Source organism: Anabaena sp. PCC 7108, from assembly GCF_000332135.1.
GTDB lineage: Bacteria > Cyanobacteriota > Cyanobacteriia > Cyanobacteriales > Nostocaceae > Anabaena.
The window spans coordinates 2,708,192-2,724,184 of sequence record NZ_KB235896.1 but is presented as its reverse complement, the minus strand read 5'-3'; the positions used below and the strand labels follow the sequence as shown (position 1 = coordinate 2,724,184).

The 15,993-nt window shown below is 36.9% G+C and carries 18 protein-coding genes; 7 read left to right on the top strand and 11 right to left on the bottom strand.

Translation table 11 applies throughout. The features are described from left to right. Positions 1-52: 52 nt before the first annotated feature. The gene (gene ovoA / locus ANA7108_RS0112945; protein WP_016951222.1) at positions 53-1,423 is read right to left on the bottom strand and encodes a 5-histidylcysteine sulfoxide synthase; all 1,371 of its coding nucleotides are present in this window, start codon (positions 1,421-1,423) and stop codon (positions 53-55) included. 455 nt (positions 1,424-1,878) lie between these two features. On the opposite strand from ovoA, the gene ANA7108_RS30185 reads away from it, so the two are divergent. Next, positions 1,879-2,022: a hypothetical protein gene (locus ANA7108_RS30185; protein WP_016951220.1), complete on the top strand. Its 144-nt coding sequence runs from the start codon at positions 1,879-1,881 to the stop codon at positions 2,020-2,022. Here the strand turns inward: ANA7108_RS30185 and recJ are convergent. The 5 genes from recJ to def all read right to left on the bottom strand — a co-directional run bounded on the left by recJ (position 2,001) and on the right by def (position 6,941). Continuing rightward, positions 2,001-4,322, bottom strand: a complete 2,322-nt coding sequence (gene recJ / locus ANA7108_RS0112930) for a single-stranded-DNA-specific exonuclease RecJ (protein ID WP_016951219.1) — start codon at positions 4,320-4,322, stop codon at positions 2,001-2,003. The genes ANA7108_RS30185 and recJ overlap by 22 nt on opposite strands. Positions 4,323-4,359: 37 nt before the next feature. After that, complete coding sequence (locus tag ANA7108_RS0112925; RefSeq protein WP_016951218.1) at positions 4,360-5,007, bottom strand: GNAT family N-acetyltransferase; 648 nt, start codon at positions 5,005-5,007, stop codon at positions 4,360-4,362. 14 nt (positions 5,008-5,021) lie between these two features. After that, positions 5,022-5,843 carry a PD-(D/E)XK nuclease family protein gene (locus ANA7108_RS0112920; RefSeq protein WP_016951217.1) on the bottom strand — a complete coding sequence of 274 codons (822 nt, stop codon included), beginning with the start codon at positions 5,841-5,843 and terminating at the stop codon, positions 5,022-5,024. A 318-nt stretch (positions 5,844-6,161) separates the two neighbouring features. After that, the gene (locus tag ANA7108_RS0112915) at positions 6,162-6,365 is read right to left on the bottom strand and encodes a hypothetical protein (protein WP_016951216.1); all 204 of its coding nucleotides are present in this window, start codon (positions 6,363-6,365) and stop codon (positions 6,162-6,164) included. A 12-nt stretch (positions 6,366-6,377) separates the two neighbouring features. Further along, complete coding sequence (gene def, locus ANA7108_RS0112910; RefSeq protein ID WP_016951215.1) at positions 6,378-6,941, bottom strand: peptide deformylase; 564 nt, start codon at positions 6,939-6,941, stop codon at positions 6,378-6,380. On the opposite strand from def, the gene ANA7108_RS30180 reads away from it, so the two are divergent. The 3 genes from ANA7108_RS30180 to ANA7108_RS0112895 are packed head-to-tail and all read left to right on the top strand — an operon-like array spanning position 6,940 to position 8,835. Continuing rightward, complete coding sequence (locus tag ANA7108_RS30180) at positions 6,940-7,092, top strand: hypothetical protein (RefSeq protein ID WP_016951214.1); 153 nt, start codon at positions 6,940-6,942, stop codon at positions 7,090-7,092. The genes def and ANA7108_RS30180 overlap by 2 nt on opposite strands. Further along, on the top strand, positions 7,092-7,991 hold the full coding sequence (locus tag ANA7108_RS0112900) for an ABC transporter permease (RefSeq protein WP_016951213.1): 900 nt from the start codon (positions 7,092-7,094) through the stop codon (positions 7,989-7,991). Before ANA7108_RS30180 ends, ANA7108_RS0112900 begins: the two co-directional genes overlap by 1 nt. 22 nt (positions 7,992-8,013) lie before the next feature. Continuing rightward, entirely contained in the window at positions 8,014-8,835 is an 822-nt protein-coding gene (locus ANA7108_RS0112895; RefSeq protein WP_016951212.1) for a DUF3598 family protein, read from the top strand. A 31-nt stretch (positions 8,836-8,866) separates the two neighbouring features. Here ANA7108_RS0112895 and aat read toward each other — a convergent pair whose 3' ends face one another. Then, positions 8,867-9,442 (bottom strand): leucyl/phenylalanyl-tRNA--protein transferase, encoded by a 576-nt coding sequence (gene aat / locus ANA7108_RS0112890; protein ID WP_016951211.1) that lies wholly within the window; start codon positions 9,440-9,442, stop codon positions 8,867-8,869. Between the two features lie 116 nt (positions 9,443-9,558). On the opposite strand from aat, the gene ANA7108_RS0112885 reads away from it, so the two are divergent. Further along, positions 9,559-9,888, top strand: coding sequence for a hypothetical protein (locus ANA7108_RS0112885; RefSeq protein ID WP_016951210.1), 330 nt, complete (start codon positions 9,559-9,561; stop codon positions 9,886-9,888). A gap of 100 nt (positions 9,889-9,988) precedes the next feature. On the opposite strand, the gene rpsN is transcribed toward ANA7108_RS0112885, so the two are convergent. Both rpsN and ANA7108_RS0112875 read right to left on the bottom strand, forming a co-directional pair. After that, positions 9,989-10,291, bottom strand: coding sequence for a 30S ribosomal protein S14 (gene rpsN, locus ANA7108_RS0112880; protein ID WP_026104158.1), 303 nt, complete (start codon positions 10,289-10,291; stop codon positions 9,989-9,991). Positions 10,292-10,429: 138 nt separating this feature from the next. After that, a complete protein-coding gene (locus ANA7108_RS0112875; protein WP_016951208.1) occupies positions 10,430-11,671 on the bottom strand; it encodes a glycosyltransferase in 1,242 nt (413 codons plus the stop codon). Positions 11,672-11,967: 296 nt separating this feature from the next. Between ANA7108_RS0112875 and ANA7108_RS0112865 the strand changes: the two genes are divergently transcribed. Together ANA7108_RS0112865 and ANA7108_RS0112860 are read left to right on the top strand one after the other, a co-directional pair. After that, on the top strand, positions 11,968-13,560 hold the full coding sequence (locus ANA7108_RS0112865; protein ID WP_016951206.1) for a glycosyltransferase family 39 protein: 1,593 nt from the start codon (positions 11,968-11,970) through the stop codon (positions 13,558-13,560). 453 nt (positions 13,561-14,013) lie between these two features. Beyond that, positions 14,014-14,649, top strand: coding sequence for a hypothetical protein (locus ANA7108_RS0112860; RefSeq protein ID WP_016951205.1), 636 nt, complete (start codon positions 14,014-14,016; stop codon positions 14,647-14,649). A gap of 297 nt (positions 14,650-14,946) precedes the next feature. On the opposite strand, the gene ANA7108_RS0112855 is transcribed toward ANA7108_RS0112860, so the two are convergent. Both ANA7108_RS0112855 and sufR read right to left on the bottom strand, forming a co-directional pair. Further along, a complete protein-coding gene (locus ANA7108_RS0112855; RefSeq protein ID WP_016951204.1) occupies positions 14,947-15,207 on the bottom strand; it encodes a hypothetical protein in 261 nt (86 codons plus the stop codon). Between the two features lie 5 nt (positions 15,208-15,212). Then, positions 15,213-15,911 (bottom strand): iron-sulfur cluster biosynthesis transcriptional regulator SufR, encoded by a 699-nt coding sequence (sufR, locus tag ANA7108_RS0112850; protein ID WP_016951203.1) that lies wholly within the window; start codon positions 15,909-15,911, stop codon positions 15,213-15,215. Positions 15,912-15,993 lie beyond the last annotated feature (82 nt).

Below are 15,993 nucleotides of genomic sequence, written 5' to 3'. Positions count from 1 at the left end.
TTTAAATCCTCTGTAGTTGACTCTGCGAATCTGCGTGATAAAAAGTATTTAATTAATTCAAACTTTCAGCAATTCTAAAACCAACGTGCTGATAAAAAAACGGACGAAACCAGTTCCGATAACATGATAAAGCCATCGAACCATTTGTTGCCCAAGAACCACCAAGCATCATTTGATGTCTATTATCAAAAAATAGTGCAGATTGATCTTCATAAAGATAATGAGGTTCAAATCCTGGTAAGGGATAAAATGCACTAGATGACCATTCCCAAACATTACCTCGTAAGTCAAAAATACCAGATTTGTTATTTTCTGAAAACATTCCTACGGGGGAAGGTGAAATAAATTGTACGTTGAGATTATAGTTGTTTTCTACACTAGAATCTTCAGATACTTGTAAAGCTTGATTCCATTCTGATTCTGTCATTAAACGCAGGTTTTTATTTTGCTGTTTACCTTGCCAACTACAGTAAGCCATTGCTTCATAATAATTGACTTCTACAGGCCAATCTAAAGGTAAATCTAGCTCATCAAATACTGCACGATAACGGTAATTACCATTATTTTCTAATATCCAAAATTTCGGATTTTGCACATTATATAATTCTTTCCAACTCCAAGATTCCACATTCCAATAATCTGGATTTTTATAACCTCCAGCTTGCATAAACTCTAAAAATTCGCCATTAGTAATTAAGTTTTCACTGGCTAAAAATGGTTTAACTTCAACTTCCAAACTTCCATATTCGCTATCCCAACCGAAAGTCAAATCATGATTTTTTTTGCCCAATTTCACCACACCACCGGAAATTTCCCGCATTTGATTATTAGGAATTTTCCCATTTGTAGGGGCATAATTCCATCCCTCAGGACGTTGTAATTTATCAACAGGTAGTTGACGCAGTAGCATAGAAGAAGTTTCAAAATGAATGCGACTATGTTCAATTCCCATCAATAAAGCCCACAGGGGGTGTTGAGAATGAATTGGCAGATTTAAAGCTGTATTTTCGATAACTTTGGTAATTGCAGTTTTAGCTTTTTCTCGATATTCCCAAACTTGAGAAACATCAGGCCAGATAATATCTTTTGTAGCGGTTTCTAGTTCTGTGGGTGTTTCTGGATCAACACCAATTTCAAACAGGATTTCATATTGGGGATTAATGCGATTTTCTAATAAACCAACGCGGATTAATTTGTTGATGTAAAAAACTGCCGAATGTCCAAGGTAGAAAATTAACTTGTTTCTTAAAAGGTCAGGATTGAGATAAAATGTATCTGATAAAATTAAACTTTTCAAAAGTGTTTCTTCTAAATTCCACGAATTTTCAAAATAATTCTGTAGACTTTCCTGACTACAATTATCAAGTTTGGGAACTTGGGTAAATGCAAGGTTATTAATTTTGGCTTTAGAAATTGTTTTCATGGACTTAAATTAAATTCTACAAAAAAAATATATCTACTGAAATGCAGATATTTTTCAACATTTTCATGCCATTTATTTAGATAACGCATTATGGTACACATTTTTCATTTTTAACCAAAATTTAACTATTTTGGCATTTTTACTGAAGAAAAGTTAAGATATCTGTTTTTATCTAACAATATATCTGTGATATTTCTGAATATAGATTATTATATAGCTTAATTTTATGACTTATAAGTATCAGCTTGTCTGTAAAAATCAGGAGAAAATTCATGCGCTATCGAGTTCGTGCTATTGTTCTCGCTGGTGTAGTATGTGCATTTGCACTATGGGCTACACCAGGAAGAACCCAAGAACAGCCAGCAGAAGAACCAAAAGTCGAGAAAATTTAATCTGCTGCTGGAGATCCCAAATTTGCAATTACGACTCAAGATCCTACCATTCCTGTTGATGAATTGCAATTATTAGTTAAGCCATTAATTTTAGAAGAATTGCAAGATGAAGTCAAAGTTGGTGGTATTTGGGGTTATGTAGATTCTATTTCTCTAGCCAATACCAAAATTAAAGGTTTTGCAGGTCAAACTACGGTATTTGTTTGAATAATAGATAGAGGCACTGTGGCGAAATATTCTCGCTGAAATTGTTCTTCTTTAACAGCCGATAAAAATTGCTTAACCGCATTATCAAAAAGATTTTCGGAAGCGTTATGAGTATTCCAGGTAATTTGGAAATGACGATCTTGACGTTGAATTGTAAACCCTAAATATTTTAAAGCTTGAAAACCTAAATATAACGTTTGGTCGCTGATACTCAGTTTTTCTAAAAGTTGTATACGGGTAACTGGTTGATTTGTGCGGCTGAGATATTTAGCAATTCCTACCAAAGTAAGCCAAACTTGTCTAGGTGGAAGGTTATGGGGTTTTGACCAAGCAATAACTAATTGTTGTTGATGATAAACTGACTTTCTCAACCATGCACGCAAATCATCCCAATTAGTAGGACAATCTTTAATAATCAGTGCTGAGTTTTTATTACTGAGTTCTGAATACTCTTGATTTCGCCAGTCTAAAATAATTGCTGAGTTTTGAGTTTTCAGTTCCGAATCAACACAGGGACGTACAGCAATTAATCTAATTTCATAGCGTTTTTTATAGCTATTATAATCTATTTCTGCTATACAATCACATTTACCTATAGGTAAATCATCTTTATAATGTCCCCACCAAATACCAGGAAAAGGACTGTTACTCGAATCATCTCGAATATCGAACTCAGCTTTAATATATTGAATTTTATTACCTTTAAAATCTTCCTGATTGCGATGCCAAGAATTTTCAAACCAACAATTTTTAATTAATAGTTTAGGAATTGGATTTCCCATTCCACATGGTTCTAAAACTTTGAGTTCTAAAAATAAATCTTTCCCCAAATCTGCAACAGTTACTATTAAGTCAGCTTGGACTGTGGGTGTGAGATTTATTCCTCCTAAAGATTGTCGTAATTTTTGATTAATTGCATCTGTAAATAAAGGAATGTTCTCAACTAATAAACTTAAACCTGCGGCAAAAGGATGTCCACCAAAACGATGTAATAAATGTGCTTGTTCTTGAACTAATTGATATAAATCAACCGAATTAATCGAACGTGCCGAACCACGGGCTAAAAGTGCTGAGTTGTCAGAAGTTTCTGAGTCAGAAAGAGAGTTTTCTGTACTTAATAAAATTGTGGGACGGCCTGTTTCCTGTGCTATTTGTCCAGCAACTAAACCCAATACACCTACAGCCCATTGTGGATCTTCTAAAACAATGACGTTGGTAGTTGATAAGTCTAATTGGGTAAGTTTTTTTGCTACTTGGGCTTGGACATCTTTTTGTAAAGACTTACGACGAGAATTGGCTAATTCTGTTTCTTCTGCTAGTTGGTGACAACGTTTAATATCTCGACTAGTTAGTAATTCTACACAGAAACTAGCATCACCATAAATGCGACTAACAGCGTTGATTCTTGGTCCCAAACCGAAGGAGATATCTGTGGGACGGTCGCCATTTTTCTGGCATAATTCTAATAATTTTCCTACTCCTGGTCGTCGTTTTTCTGTAACTGTTTTTTTATGATCTGTGTGTAATTGTTGAATTCCTAACTGTGCTAAATAGCGACAGTCACCGATTAATTGTACTAAATCTGCAATTAGTCCTACTGCTACTAAATCTAATAAATCAGTTAATGGATGTTGGGGTACATCTGGCAAAGTTTCATATAATGCTTCCACCAATTTATAAGCTACCGCAACTCCAGAAAGGTGAAATAATGGATGTTCTTTGGGTAAATAACGAGGGTTAATAATGGCATTAACTGGAGGACGTTCGGAGGGTAAAGTATGATGGTCTGTAACGATAACATCTATACCTAATTGTTGTGCATAAATAATTTCTGCAATATTTGTGCTACCTGTGTCACAAGTGACAATTAATTTACAACCTTGTTGAGCTAAATTATCAATTCCTAATTTATTGAGTCCGTGGGATTCTTTTAAACGGTTGGGAATGTAATAAGTTAATTGTCTATCTTGTTCAAAAAACTGTCCTAAACCATCCCATAATACAGCAGTTGAGGTAATACCGTCCGCGTCAAAATCTCCCCAAATGGCTACTTTTTCACCAGATTTTGCGGCATTTTTGAGACGGTTTACCGCTAAATACATTTCTTGCCCAAATTCAAAGGGACTTGCTGGTTGATAATTTTTATAGTTGACAAATGGTACTAGTTGTAATTCAGTTTGTATACCTCTTTGCCATAGTAATTGGGCGGCAAAAATTCCATTAGATAGAGATGTATAATGTTTCACCGCTAAGATGAACCATTCTGGGGGTTGTTCAGTGCTTGTGAGAATCCATTGCATTTTATCAATTCAAAATTCCAAATTAAAAATTAAAAGTTTATAAATCATTATCGTTATTTACATCATTATTTGTATATTCACTAACCAAGGGATTAAGAACTACCTCGTTGCTAACTCCTTCTGATTTACGAGGACGAATAGCTGGGCGTGTACGTCTATAACCTGCTCTTTCTGCTTTTTGATGTTCGTAATCTATGAGTTTGCCATAATATGGATGTTTACTCAAATTCATTGATAGGAAAATATGCTGGCGGATATTACCAAAACCTTTGCGGTTAAAAAATTTCACGGCTGGGGTATTAGTCGGATCTGTATCTACTAACATAAACCGCGCTCCATCTTCAATCATTCTAGCAACGACTTTATCAACTAATGTATCTGCGACACCTCGGCGTTGAAATTTGGGATTTACACCTAACCACAAGATGTAACCATAATTCCAAGATGCTTTAGTAATAATAGTTCCCAAAATAAATCCTGAAAGTTCACCTTCTGTTTCCGCAACCAGGCAATATTCTGGATCTGTGTTGTAAAGTCCAATTACTTCCCATTCATCCCAAGTGCGGTACAAATAAGGATATAACTCGCTCGTAAATAGTTCTTCACCTAGGTGATAAACAGGAGCGATATCATCAATTCCTAATTCCCGGACATAAATAGGATCAGTTTCATCAGAAGTTTTCATAATTGCTATAAATATCAAATTGATATTTCTTGGATGTTCTCAAAGGTTGGTAAAGAATTTGTAATTATCTCTGTTTGATTATCTTTTTGACGTTCACATCGGACAGCATACTGGCATAGTTCACAAGATTTTTTAAATTCGGCTATTTGAGGAAATGGCTGGTTTTGTTGATATTTTTGTAACCAATCGTTTAAATAATTTAATAGTTGATTTAAATCTTTTTCTGTTTGTTGATGTTGTTGATTGTCATAGTTAAATCTAATATTTTGTGGTTTTCCTTGAGCTTGGATAAACCAGTAAGTCATAGATATATTTTCGGGTAAATAGTCGCTTGTTTCTGCCAAAACATAGAGATAAAGACGTGTTTGCCAATTTTTAGCTAATTCATCTTTTTTTGGTAGTTTATGATTGGTTTTCCAATCATAAATCTGTGCTTTTTCATTATCTGCAATTAATAAATCATAAATTACTGTGAGTAAGTAATCTTGTACTTGCAAAGTACGATAATGTTCACTGTCACGGAAGGTTTGATTATTGATTTCTGGTGTTAATATTTCTGGTGCAACTTTACTAAAAGCTGTCATCCAAGTTTTCAATGTTTTAAATTTTTCATCTTCTTTATCCCGTTCCAGAAAACTATTAATTGGTAAACCCATTTCTTGCTGCTGCATAAGTAGGTGAAAGCGACTACCTAAAGTTTGATATTCTTCTTGTTGGGGATCTGAGGGAGTGGTAATTTGCTCTAGATAGGTATGTTGAAATTTACGGGGACAAGCTGCGAGTAAGTTGAGATGTCCTTGGGAAAGTCGCAGTAGTTGAGTAGAAGTTGATAGCATTCTTCTAGGGAGCATCCTAAATGTGTAAGTTTATTTTTTATCTAAGCTTCCAACTTAATACAAGGCATGAAATAAACGAAACGCAAAGACGCTAAGAGCGCGAAGGAAGAAAGCAGAAGAGATTTTTCAGATGATTATTTTGTGTTTTTGCAAAATTGGGATACTCCCTTCTTCCCTGTTCCCTGTTCCCTGCCTCTACGAATAATTTAAGTGATCAAACCGGATTCCTACATTTGACATATGGCTAAAAAATAAAAGGTAAAAGAATGAATTTTATATTTTTATTTCATTCCTCTACCTTTTTTGTATGCTTGATGGTTATTTCATGTTAGCCCGTGCATCTCTCACTGCGGCAAAGAAAAATAATACGGTGATGGGAATACTCAAAGCCAGGATAATTGCAGTGGTTTGGACACCTAAATCTGGTTCTCCATAACTGAGTTCAAATACAGAACCTACCGCTGCGATCGCACTTACACAAGCGCCGCCTAAAAACAAACCGCTTTTTGGAGTTAAATACACGAATCTATCACCCTATGCTACTGGTTTCACTGCTTGATACGAGAAGCCATTTTTAGATAGCTCCTGGGCTAAAGTCAAGGAATTTTCGACTCTGTCTACAAATACCACACCGTTGAGGTGATCCATTTCGTGTAAAATACAGCGTCCGAGTAAGTCATTAGCTTTTAATGTTTGGGGACGGCCATATTCATCTTTATAGGCAATTTCTACTACTTGGGGACGTTTGACATCTAGATACACCTTGGGGATGCTCAAACAACCTTCTTGAGCCACGCAGAGTTCACTGCTCACCTGTTTAATCACAGGGTTAATTAGTACCAGTGGCGGATGCTCTGGTTTGTCTGGTTCACAATCGATGACAATGAGTTGTTTATTAATTCCAACTTGGGGCGCAGCTAAACCAATGCCATCCTCACTGTACATAGTTTGCAGCATTTCGCGCACCAGTTGACGGAGTTCGTCATCTATTTTGGTGACACGCTTGGCGGGTTGACGCAAAACGCGATCGCCTAAATAATGAAGTCGCAAAGGTGGATTTTTTAACTTTTTTTTCTCTACAGCAATGTCAGAGGGCATGATTGTTGGTGGCTTGATGATGAATGTCTTACTAATTCAATTCTATCGTCAGTTGGGAGATGACAGAGAACAGACTTATAGAAAACAGTTGACAGAAAGCGGTAATAATTTTAGTTTGTACCCATTACTAATCAGCAATGACTATTTCTAATGTTTAAGTTTTTCACAAAACTAGACTACTTGCTTAAAGAAACTTTCCTGGGATTGCTGCGGGGAGGATGGATGAATTGGGCGGCTGTTAGTACGGTGACAGTGTTATTGTTTCTCTTTGGCTTAAGTCTGCAAACTTCTTGGCAAGTGGAAAAACTTCTCAACCAGTTTGGTAGTCAGTTGGAATTATCGGTTTATTTAGAATCGGGAATTCAAGCTGTGAACATTGAACCTCTGGTGGCGAAAATACCCTCAGTGGTTGAGGTGCAAGTAATTACCAAACAACAAGCTTGGATCAAGTTAGTTAAAGAACTGGGTATTGCTGATATTGACGGTGCTACTCAGCAACTGGGGGATAATCCGCTAGTTGACGAAATCAAGGTTAAAGCTTTGAACCCCCAAGTTGTACCCACTTTAGCGACAGAGTTAGCGAAGTTGCAGGGAGTGGATGTGGTGCAGTACGTAGATGAGGCGGTAAAACGTATTGCTCAGTTGCACCAAGGGCTAAACTGGATTACTTTAACAATTACAATTATTCTGACTTTAACAGCGATCGCTGTGACAACCACCACCATTCGTCTAATTGTCATGGCACGACGACGGGAAATTGAAATCATGCAACTGGTGGGAGCCACTGCTGCTTGGATTTACCTACCATTTATTTTACAAGGAATTTCCTTTGGTTTAGTTGGTGGTGCGATCGCTTGGGGTTTCATTTCTCTCACTCAACAATTTCTCAACCGCTTACTAGCCAATCAACCTGAGTTGATCCAATTTATTAGTCATGGTGTACAACTAACTACAACACAAACTTTACTGTTACCGCTCATTCTTTTAGGCTTTGGTGCCATTGTTGGATTAATGGGTAGTTTATTCGCCGTTAATCGGTTCGCTCGATAAATAAAAACTAAAAACTAAACACATGACTAAACAATGGGAATACTTATTGCAAAATCTTGGTGAGTGGCAAGGTTCATTCACTCGTTATTCACCCCAAGGTAAAGTTTTAGAAGATATTCAAAGTGTAGTTTCCTTGGCAGGATTAAATAATAATCAAACTATTCACCAAATTGTTCGTCGTCAAGGACAAGAAGATTTAATTTTAGAATACAGTTCTGTGGCACGGAGTACTCTATTTTTTGAAAATGGCGCATTTTCTCAAGGTTCCATGCAGTTAGCTCCTTTTTCTGAATTTGGTGCAGAACTAGGTTTAATTCATGAAAATCGTCGCTTACGTCTAGTAGAATTATTTGATAAAAATGGCAAAATAGCGAGTCTCACTTTGATTCGGGAACATCTAGCAGGTACTGAAGCAGTAGAAAATCCACCTTTGCAAGTGGATGACTTATTAGGAGAATGGCAGGGTGAAGCTGTTACTATCTACCCAGATTGGCGTGCTTCTACTAGCTACTCTACAACCTTAAAATTACAACTTGATAGCACTGGGAAATTAATCCAAAATACAAACTTTGGTGAACGTTCAATTACCTCAACTGGTACTATTCAAGATGCAATTATCCTCTTTGATCAAAATTCCCAAAAGCAGGTGCAAGTATTACTTTTACCTAATGGTGCTTCTGCTACTTTTCCTTTACAAGCACAGTTACGTCAACCTTTATTTTTAGAGGTTGGTTGGTTAATTACACCAACCTTACGTCAACGGTTAATCCGCAATTATGATGATAAAGGTGCATGGATTAGCCTCACCCTAATAACAGAAAATCGCATCCATTCTCATTCATAATTCCCAGAAACTATCTTTGCTTTGGAATTGCTTACTCTAGGGAACAGGGAAGTTGTAAAGCTTGCTGAAGTAATCTTTCATATTCTTTATTACTGATGATATAAGCACCAAATCTGGCTAAATGGGGATTCATCATTTGCGCGTCAAACAACATAAATTTCCTTTGGCGCAATCTTTCTACCAATTTAACCATCGCTACCTTAGAACCCTCAGGAATCTGGTAAAACATCGATTCACCAATAAAAAGACCACCAATCACAATCCCTAAAATTCCTCCTGCTAGTTGATCACCTTGCCAAGTTTCAAAACTATAAGCATAACCAGTCTGGTAAAGTAGCCAATAAATCTTTTGTAATTCTGGGGAAATCCAAGTGGTTTCACGGTTAGCACATCCAGCTACCACACCTAGAAAGTCCCGGTTAACTGCCACTGTGAACCTGTCTTGGTTAAGAACACGCTGCAATGACTTGGGGTAGCGAAAGTTCTCATTTAAGGGAATCAATGTTCGTTCTTTACTTCCATACCATCCTAAGTGATCACTCTCATCAGCCATGAGAAAATAACCTTGAGCATAACCTCGAATAATCGCAGCGATATCATATTCCATAGTTCAAAAAATCGTCACAAAAAGGCTCAGAAAAACGCAAATTACTGTAATCAGCCTTTTTTTGCATTTTTCTGAAAATTACCCTGGATAACAAAATCTATTTAAGATATACAAAGATGACTGAGCCAATTCCAGCTATTACCCTACCACCATCTGAAAATCCCCAGCTAGAAGGGGAATGGTTACAAAAACGACTTCTAGGTTGGTTAGATGCAGAATTTCTTCCCGAAGTAGTGAATCAAAATATTGCCCAGCGTGCAGCGCAAATCTTTGTGCGACAAAGGATGGAAGGAGAAAATGACTTGGGATCTCTGGTCATTGCTATTGTCACAGAGATGCAGTTGTTTGATTTTTCTAAAAGCTTCTATGGAGAGTTTGCGATCGCCAACGCCGTTAGCGATCTACTCTTAGAAAGTCTGGGAATTGATCGTTGTTGTGGTCAATAAATGATTTGGTCATTGGTCATTGGTCATTGGTCATTGGTCATTGGTCATTGGTCATTGATTGATAGTAAATGACTAAGGACTAATGACTATTGACCACTGACTACCAGCTAGATTTAACAACACCAGGTAAAAGACCTTCGTGCGCCCATTCGCGCAGTACGTTCCGAGATAGTCCAAAATCCCGGTATACTCCTCTAGGACGACCTGTTACCCAACAACGATTACGGCGGCGGCTTGGCGCACTGTTACGAGGTAGTTGTTGAATTTTACGGTGGATTTCCAGCTTATCTAGGGGAGATTCAGCACTTTTGAACTCGTCTAGCAGTGCTTCCCGCTTATCAGCATACTGTTCCACCAACCTGGCGCGTTTTTTTTCGCGCTCAATCATGCTCTTCTTTGCCATGAATTCCCTAATCTAATTAAAGACACCATTCCCCATCATACAATCTTCATTACAATTATAGGAAAATTGGCCAGGAAAAGTTCAAGAGTTCAAAATCAATAACTGATACAGCAAAATTCAGGCTGATTGATTGAGTGCTTATTTGACTTCAGTTACCCGCCAGCTTAATTTCAGGTTGACCCAGAAATTCCAAATAGTTGCCACTGCGATCGCTATAAAGTTAGCAATATAGCGATTAGGAACCAGAAAATTAAACACTATATTTAATACAAGTACATTTAACACTAACCCAGCCAAGCAAATCACATTAAACTTCACAAACCTCTTTAATCTGGGCTGCCAACCTTTCTGCTGCATGGATACATCGGCAAATGTCCAGGCATCATTCCAAAGGAAATTATTGAAAATAGCAATTTCCCCAGCGAAGATTTTACTACGTGTAAGAGGCCAAGCTAAGGTGGTTGGGTCACTAAGTAAATAGAGTATTACCATATCTACAAATACCCCACTTAATCCCACTGCACCAAAGCGCAAGAATCGCTGAACAGGGAAATTCACTTTTCTGCGAATTTTTCCTAATCGCCCTGTGGATACACGTAAGCGGATTAAGTGATGGATGTACTCTATATATTGCTTAGATGTGACTTTGCTTTCACCTTCTGTCCGTTCACGGAATACATAACCAGCTTCAGCAATTTCCCTGACGTTTCCTCGTCCAATCACTTCCAGAAGAATTTTATAGCCTACAGGATTAAGTGTCGCATTAGCGATCGCACTTCGTCGTACCATAAAATAACCACTCATGGGGTCAGAAACTCTTCCCAGTACCCCTGGCAAAATAATCAATCCCAACACTTGCGCCCCACGAGATAAAAAGCGCCTAACTACACTCCAACTACTAACACCACCACCATCTACGTGACGACTAGCTAAGGCTAAATCTGCCCCAGCTTCCATTTTCTGCAACAGTTGTGTCAGTACCTCTGGTGGATGCTGCAAATCTCCATCAATCACACCCAAAACACTTCCTGTAGCTGCTTGCCACCCACGAATCACCGCAGAAGACAGCCCTCGTTCATCTTCACGCCGCATTACCCGCAGCTGGGGATACTCTGGCATCAAAGATTGTGCTACTTCCCAAGTCAGGTCGGGGCTATCATCATCTACTACAATCAGTTCATAATTATCAGGTATAGCTTCATCTAGTAATCTGCTCAAAATACTGACTATATTCTGGATATTGTCACGCTCTTTATAAGTGGGAATAACTAGAGATAAAAGTAATGAATTATCTCCATTTCCCTCAGTAGCGGGATGTTCAGGAATCTTTAATGCCCCAGAGGGAACTGCCAACAGGGAGTTTGAGGAATGGAAATTCATAAAATTGAAATTTCGATATCTAAGTGTAAGTGTAAAATTTGACTAAAATTTATGAAAACACTTTTATATCCTACATACTTTTTTACTTTTTATACATTCTTTTCTATTTTCTTAGCAATTGTGCCATTTTGATGTTAAGTATTGGAAAAGTTTTTTGTTTAAGTATTTTCATTTAATTTACCGTAACTTTACATTTAAATACTGACTTTTATGCAACAATTACTGCTAAGTATTTATAGACAGGAACAACTTTCACTAAAGTTAACATTAAAAATCCACTTTTAATCCTAGAAAACATGAACAAAATTGATAAGCTTTTTCCTCCTCATGGGCTGGTTTTTTTAATAACTATCTTATTAATATTAGGCATTTTTTTTCGCTGCATTAATGTCGATAAAAAAGTTTACTGGCATGATGAAGCATACACATCATTAAGAATTTCTGGATATACTAAATCAGAATTAATCAACGAAGTTTTTAATAGCAAAGTCTTACCTATTGAAAGTATCAAAAAATTTCAACGCACAAATTCTGAAACTGGGTTAACAGATACAATTAAATCTTTAGCTATAGACGATGCTCAACATCCTCCACTTTATTACGGAATGCTAAGACTATGGATGCAAACTTTTGGGAATTCAATTACCAGTGCCAGAAGCCTGTCAATCATAATTAGTTTGTTAGCCCTACCTTGCATTTATTGGTTGTGTTTAGAATTATTTGCATCACCGATAACTGCGTGGATAAGCGTCGCTTTCATGACAGTATCACCCTTTCATGTTTTGTATGCTCAAGAAGCCAGACAGTTTTGTTTATTGACTTTAATCACATTATTAAGTAGTGCAGTTTTATTGCGAGCTATCAAGATTGGTAGTAAAAAGCTTTGGGGTTTTTATACCTTAACAGTAGCATTAGGATTGTACACATTTTTATTTTATGGACTGGTAGTAATTGGCCACGGTATTTATGTTTTGTGCCTAGAAAGATTCAAACTGACAAAACAATTTATATCTTATTTCGTCGCATCTGTTATTGGCTTTATATCTTTCATACCTTGGATTTTAATTATTATTAATAACTTATCTACAATTGATAATTCAACAGCTACTGCACAAATCAAACAGTCCTTACCAGTTTTAGTCTCTACCTGGATTAAGAATATTAGCTATTTATTTGGTGATTTTTGGATATACGAACAATTTATACCAGATTTGAACTTACCCATTTTGCGATTAGGCAGGTTTTTAGTACCATTATTTTCTATCTTAGCAATATATTCATTCATATTTATTTATCGTCAAACATTACCGCGAGTATGGTTATTTGTTTTTCTGTTGAGTGGTGTATCTGCCTTAGCTCTCATATTACCTGATGTGATAATTGGAGGTAAGTTAAGCGTTCGTCCTAGATATGTGATTCCATGTTATTTAGGGATTCAATTACCTGTTGCTTATTTGCTGGCAACTCAAATTATTTCCTCTAAACAAATAGTTCGTAAATTTTGGAAATCAGTATTAGCTGGTTTAATTTCCATTGGTATTTTATCCTGTGCAGTTAGTTCTCAAGCAGATGGATGGTGGCTTAAAGGTAGAAATACTCATTCACAAATAGCTCGCATTATCAATCAATCGCCAAAGCCACTTTTAATTAGCAGTACTTATTCCCTAAATATTGGTAACTTGATGTCTCTGAGTCATCTGCTAAATGAAAAAGTGCAAATACAACTGGTATTGAATTCCAATTCTGCTTTACCTGATATTCCTGATGGTTTTAGTGACCTATTTTTATATAGTCCCTCACCAGAATTTAAAACTGAACTAGAGAAAAAATACCAATTAGATTCTGTTTACAAAGATGGTAAACTCTTCCACCTAGAAAATAAAGTTTAGTAAAATTTAGACTCCTTTAGCTTAGTGGTACAGAAAATTATACTGTGACTTCTCGAAAGAGATAGACTTCTCTCTGTGGGGGGAGAATATCAGCAACCGCAGCAATTTTACCATTTTAGCACTTAATGTTCAGTCAGATTTGGCACAAATTGCCTACGACCATTCTCTGAATCCTTACATTAAAATATTAAATTAAAAAAATGAATGTGTTAACTTAAAAGTTATTATTCTTACTAATGACATAGTAATCAAGTCTTTCTAGTGATAGATATAAAAACCTATAAAAAGTAATTTAATTTCAATAGGAATAATAGTTGATTTTGGAAATATACGTAGAGTTGATATTGCCCATCCTGCAAGACTTAAAGCTTTTCAGATATCATCTATTATTCCTATATAAAGCATAAATATACCTGAGAAACTTTGCTGAACTAGCAAGGGAGAAAATACACTATGTCATACGCAAATCGGTTAAATGATGATATGATACCCACAGAAACAGCTATTGCGAGTCGAGTAACTGAATATCATGATCGTGTTCGCTGGGGTCCCATCATCTCCGGTGTTTTAGTTGGTTTAGCTGCACAACAAATCTTGAGTGCTTTTTTTGGCGCTCTTGGGGCAGGTAGGATAGCTAACTCATTAGTACCTAGATCGATTGCACCAGGTATCGCCAGTAATGTAGGGCTATGGTCAACTCTTGCTTTGCTAATTTCATTATTTCTGGGTGGTTGGGTAACAACCCGTGGTTGTGGGATCATGAATCGCAACACAGCATTCCTCAACGGTGCTATTCTTTGGGCAACTACATTAGCTCTTAGTTCATGGCTATCAGCAATTGGAGTCATGGGTACTTTTGGTGTTGTTGTTTCTAACGCTGGGGAATTTATAAATCAAGTACAACAGTCAGCTTCTCCCGTACCGCAAAACCTGTCTCAGTTAACTCCTGAACAAGCTCGTGAACTTGCTGCTGTAACTTCTAGAACTTTATGGTGGTATGTATTTGGTTCTTTATTAGGTTTAGCTATGGCGGTGATAGGTGCAGTTTCGGGCGCTCGTACACCTCGGACTAATAATTACAATCATTAACAAATCATCTAAAAAACTAGCAATTCTTAATTAATGTGTTTAGCACCTGGAAAGGGTGCTTTTTATTATTTCATGTTAAAGTTTATATCGTCCAATTAATTCTGCTTTCGCCACAACACCACCTTACATTATTTGTAAAAGCAATACTTGTTAATTCCATGGTTTTCGCATCCTGTTTTAATTGACTGCTATTACGAGCAAAACCACAACTAATCAGAGATAGTCCTAATAATTCAAAATAATTCAAATAGCATTGACTAAAAAAACTGCCTTTTAATCATAGATTACTGATTACTTCTACCACTTCAAAAATGCTTCTTCAACTCCTTTCTCTCTTCTAATTTTAGCATCTATTTCAAACCAAACAATTATTTGCTTGGTCGTTAATTCCTCAATAGAAACATCATATTCTTTAGCAATATGTTGTAAAATTCTCAAAGAAGAAATAGTCAGTCTCGTTAAAAACTTTTCAGGAGAAGATAACAAAGCCGCGTCAACTTGGGCTGATTCTTCTGAAGATAAAAATTGAGTTGATGATTGATTAGGGGCGATATCCATAAAAATTACTTTGCGACTTTGCAATTTTGTGTAAGACTTTCTTGAACCAAATAACCACAACGATGTTCACCATGAATCAACCAATGCGTCCGTTCCACAGTACAATCTGGTAAAATAGCCGCAAACATTTCCAATTCATGACCACAAACGCTGGGAAAAGATTCCGCAACATCAGAAATGGCGCAGGTATGTTCTACAAAAATGAATCTCTCTGCACCACTAGCATCTGATTCCACAGCGTGAAACTCCGCCATAAAACCTTCAGCCTTTCGCAATTCTATCAAAGTTGCGACTCTTTCCTGCAAAGAACCAGTACCTACTTTTTCCCGATATTCTTGGGCTTTACGTTCCCACTGTTTCCGTAAAATAGACTTTACTTGGTCACGTCCCACAGTTTCCGCTAAGGTGTCCAAGAGAGAAACCGCAAACTCACCATAACCATCATTTAAGCGGTTAGCACTTTTTTGCAAATGTGATCTTCCACCTCGACTCAAGTGATAAACGTGCTGCGGTCTGCCCATACTCGGTTGTTCTGATACCGAATATATAACTAGTTCATCCGTCTCCAAATCCTTTAAATGCCGGCGAATCGCTTGGGGACTGACATTAAAAGAGTTAGCTAACTCAACCGCGGTTGCTTGTGAGTGTTTCAATAGATACTCTAAAATATCCTGCTTCGTTGAGGTCTGCTGGGTAGTCGCCATCTTTTTTACTAGACGCTTCGCAAACGTCCCAAAATAAAAAACTTTTTTTCTGAAAATTTGACTTAAACAACATTGTTGTTGT

What these genes read in the sequence shown, in the direction of transcription:
- ANA7108_RS0112920 (WP_016951217.1), bottom strand. Translation starts at nt 5,843, where the DNA reads ATGCTATCAACTTCTACTCAACTACTGCGACTTTCCCAAGGACATCTC.
- ANA7108_RS0112865 (WP_016951206.1), top strand. Translation starts at nt 11,968, where the DNA reads ATGAACAAAATTGATAAGCTTTTTCCTCCTCATGGGCTGGTTTTTTTA.
- ANA7108_RS0112885 (WP_016951210.1), top strand. Translation starts at nt 9,559, where the DNA reads ATGACTGAGCCAATTCCAGCTATTACCCTACCACCATCTGAAAATCCC.
- rpsN (WP_026104158.1), bottom strand. Translation starts at nt 10,291, where the DNA reads ATGGCAAAGAAGAGCATGATTGAGCGCGAAAAAAAACGCGCCAGGTTG.
- ANA7108_RS0112895 (WP_016951212.1), top strand. Translation starts at nt 8,014, where the DNA reads ATGACTAAACAATGGGAATACTTATTGCAAAATCTTGGTGAGTGGCAA.
- aat (WP_016951211.1), bottom strand. Translation starts at nt 9,442, where the DNA reads ATGGAATATGATATCGCTGCGATTATTCGAGGTTATGCTCAAGGTTAT.
- recJ (WP_016951219.1), bottom strand. Translation starts at nt 4,322, where the DNA reads ATGCAATGGATTCTCACAAGCACTGAACAACCCCCAGAATGGTTCATC.
- ANA7108_RS0112855 (WP_016951204.1), bottom strand. Translation starts at nt 15,207, where the DNA reads ATGGATATCGCCCCTAATCAATCATCAACTCAATTTTTATCTTCAGAA.
- ANA7108_RS0112925 (WP_016951218.1), bottom strand. Translation starts at nt 5,007, where the DNA reads ATGAAAACTTCTGATGAAACTGATCCTATTTATGTCCGGGAATTAGGA.
- ANA7108_RS30180 (WP_016951214.1), top strand. Translation starts at nt 6,940, where the DNA reads ATGATTGTTGGTGGCTTGATGATGAATGTCTTACTAATTCAATTCTAT.
- sufR (WP_016951203.1), bottom strand. Translation starts at nt 15,911, where the DNA reads ATGGCGACTACCCAGCAGACCTCAACGAAGCAGGATATTTTAGAGTAT.
- def (WP_016951215.1), bottom strand. Translation starts at nt 6,941, where the DNA reads ATGCCCTCTGACATTGCTGTAGAGAAAAAAAAGTTAAAAAATCCACCT.
- ANA7108_RS0112860 (WP_016951205.1), top strand. Translation starts at nt 14,014, where the DNA reads ATGTCATACGCAAATCGGTTAAATGATGATATGATACCCACAGAAACA.
- ANA7108_RS0112900 (WP_016951213.1), top strand. Translation starts at nt 7,092, where the DNA reads ATGTTTAAGTTTTTCACAAAACTAGACTACTTGCTTAAAGAAACTTTC.
- ovoA (WP_016951222.1), bottom strand. Translation starts at nt 1,423, where the DNA reads ATGAAAACAATTTCTAAAGCCAAAATTAATAACCTTGCATTTACCCAA.
- ANA7108_RS0112875 (WP_016951208.1), bottom strand. Translation starts at nt 11,671, where the DNA reads ATGAATTTCCATTCCTCAAACTCCCTGTTGGCAGTTCCCTCTGGGGCA.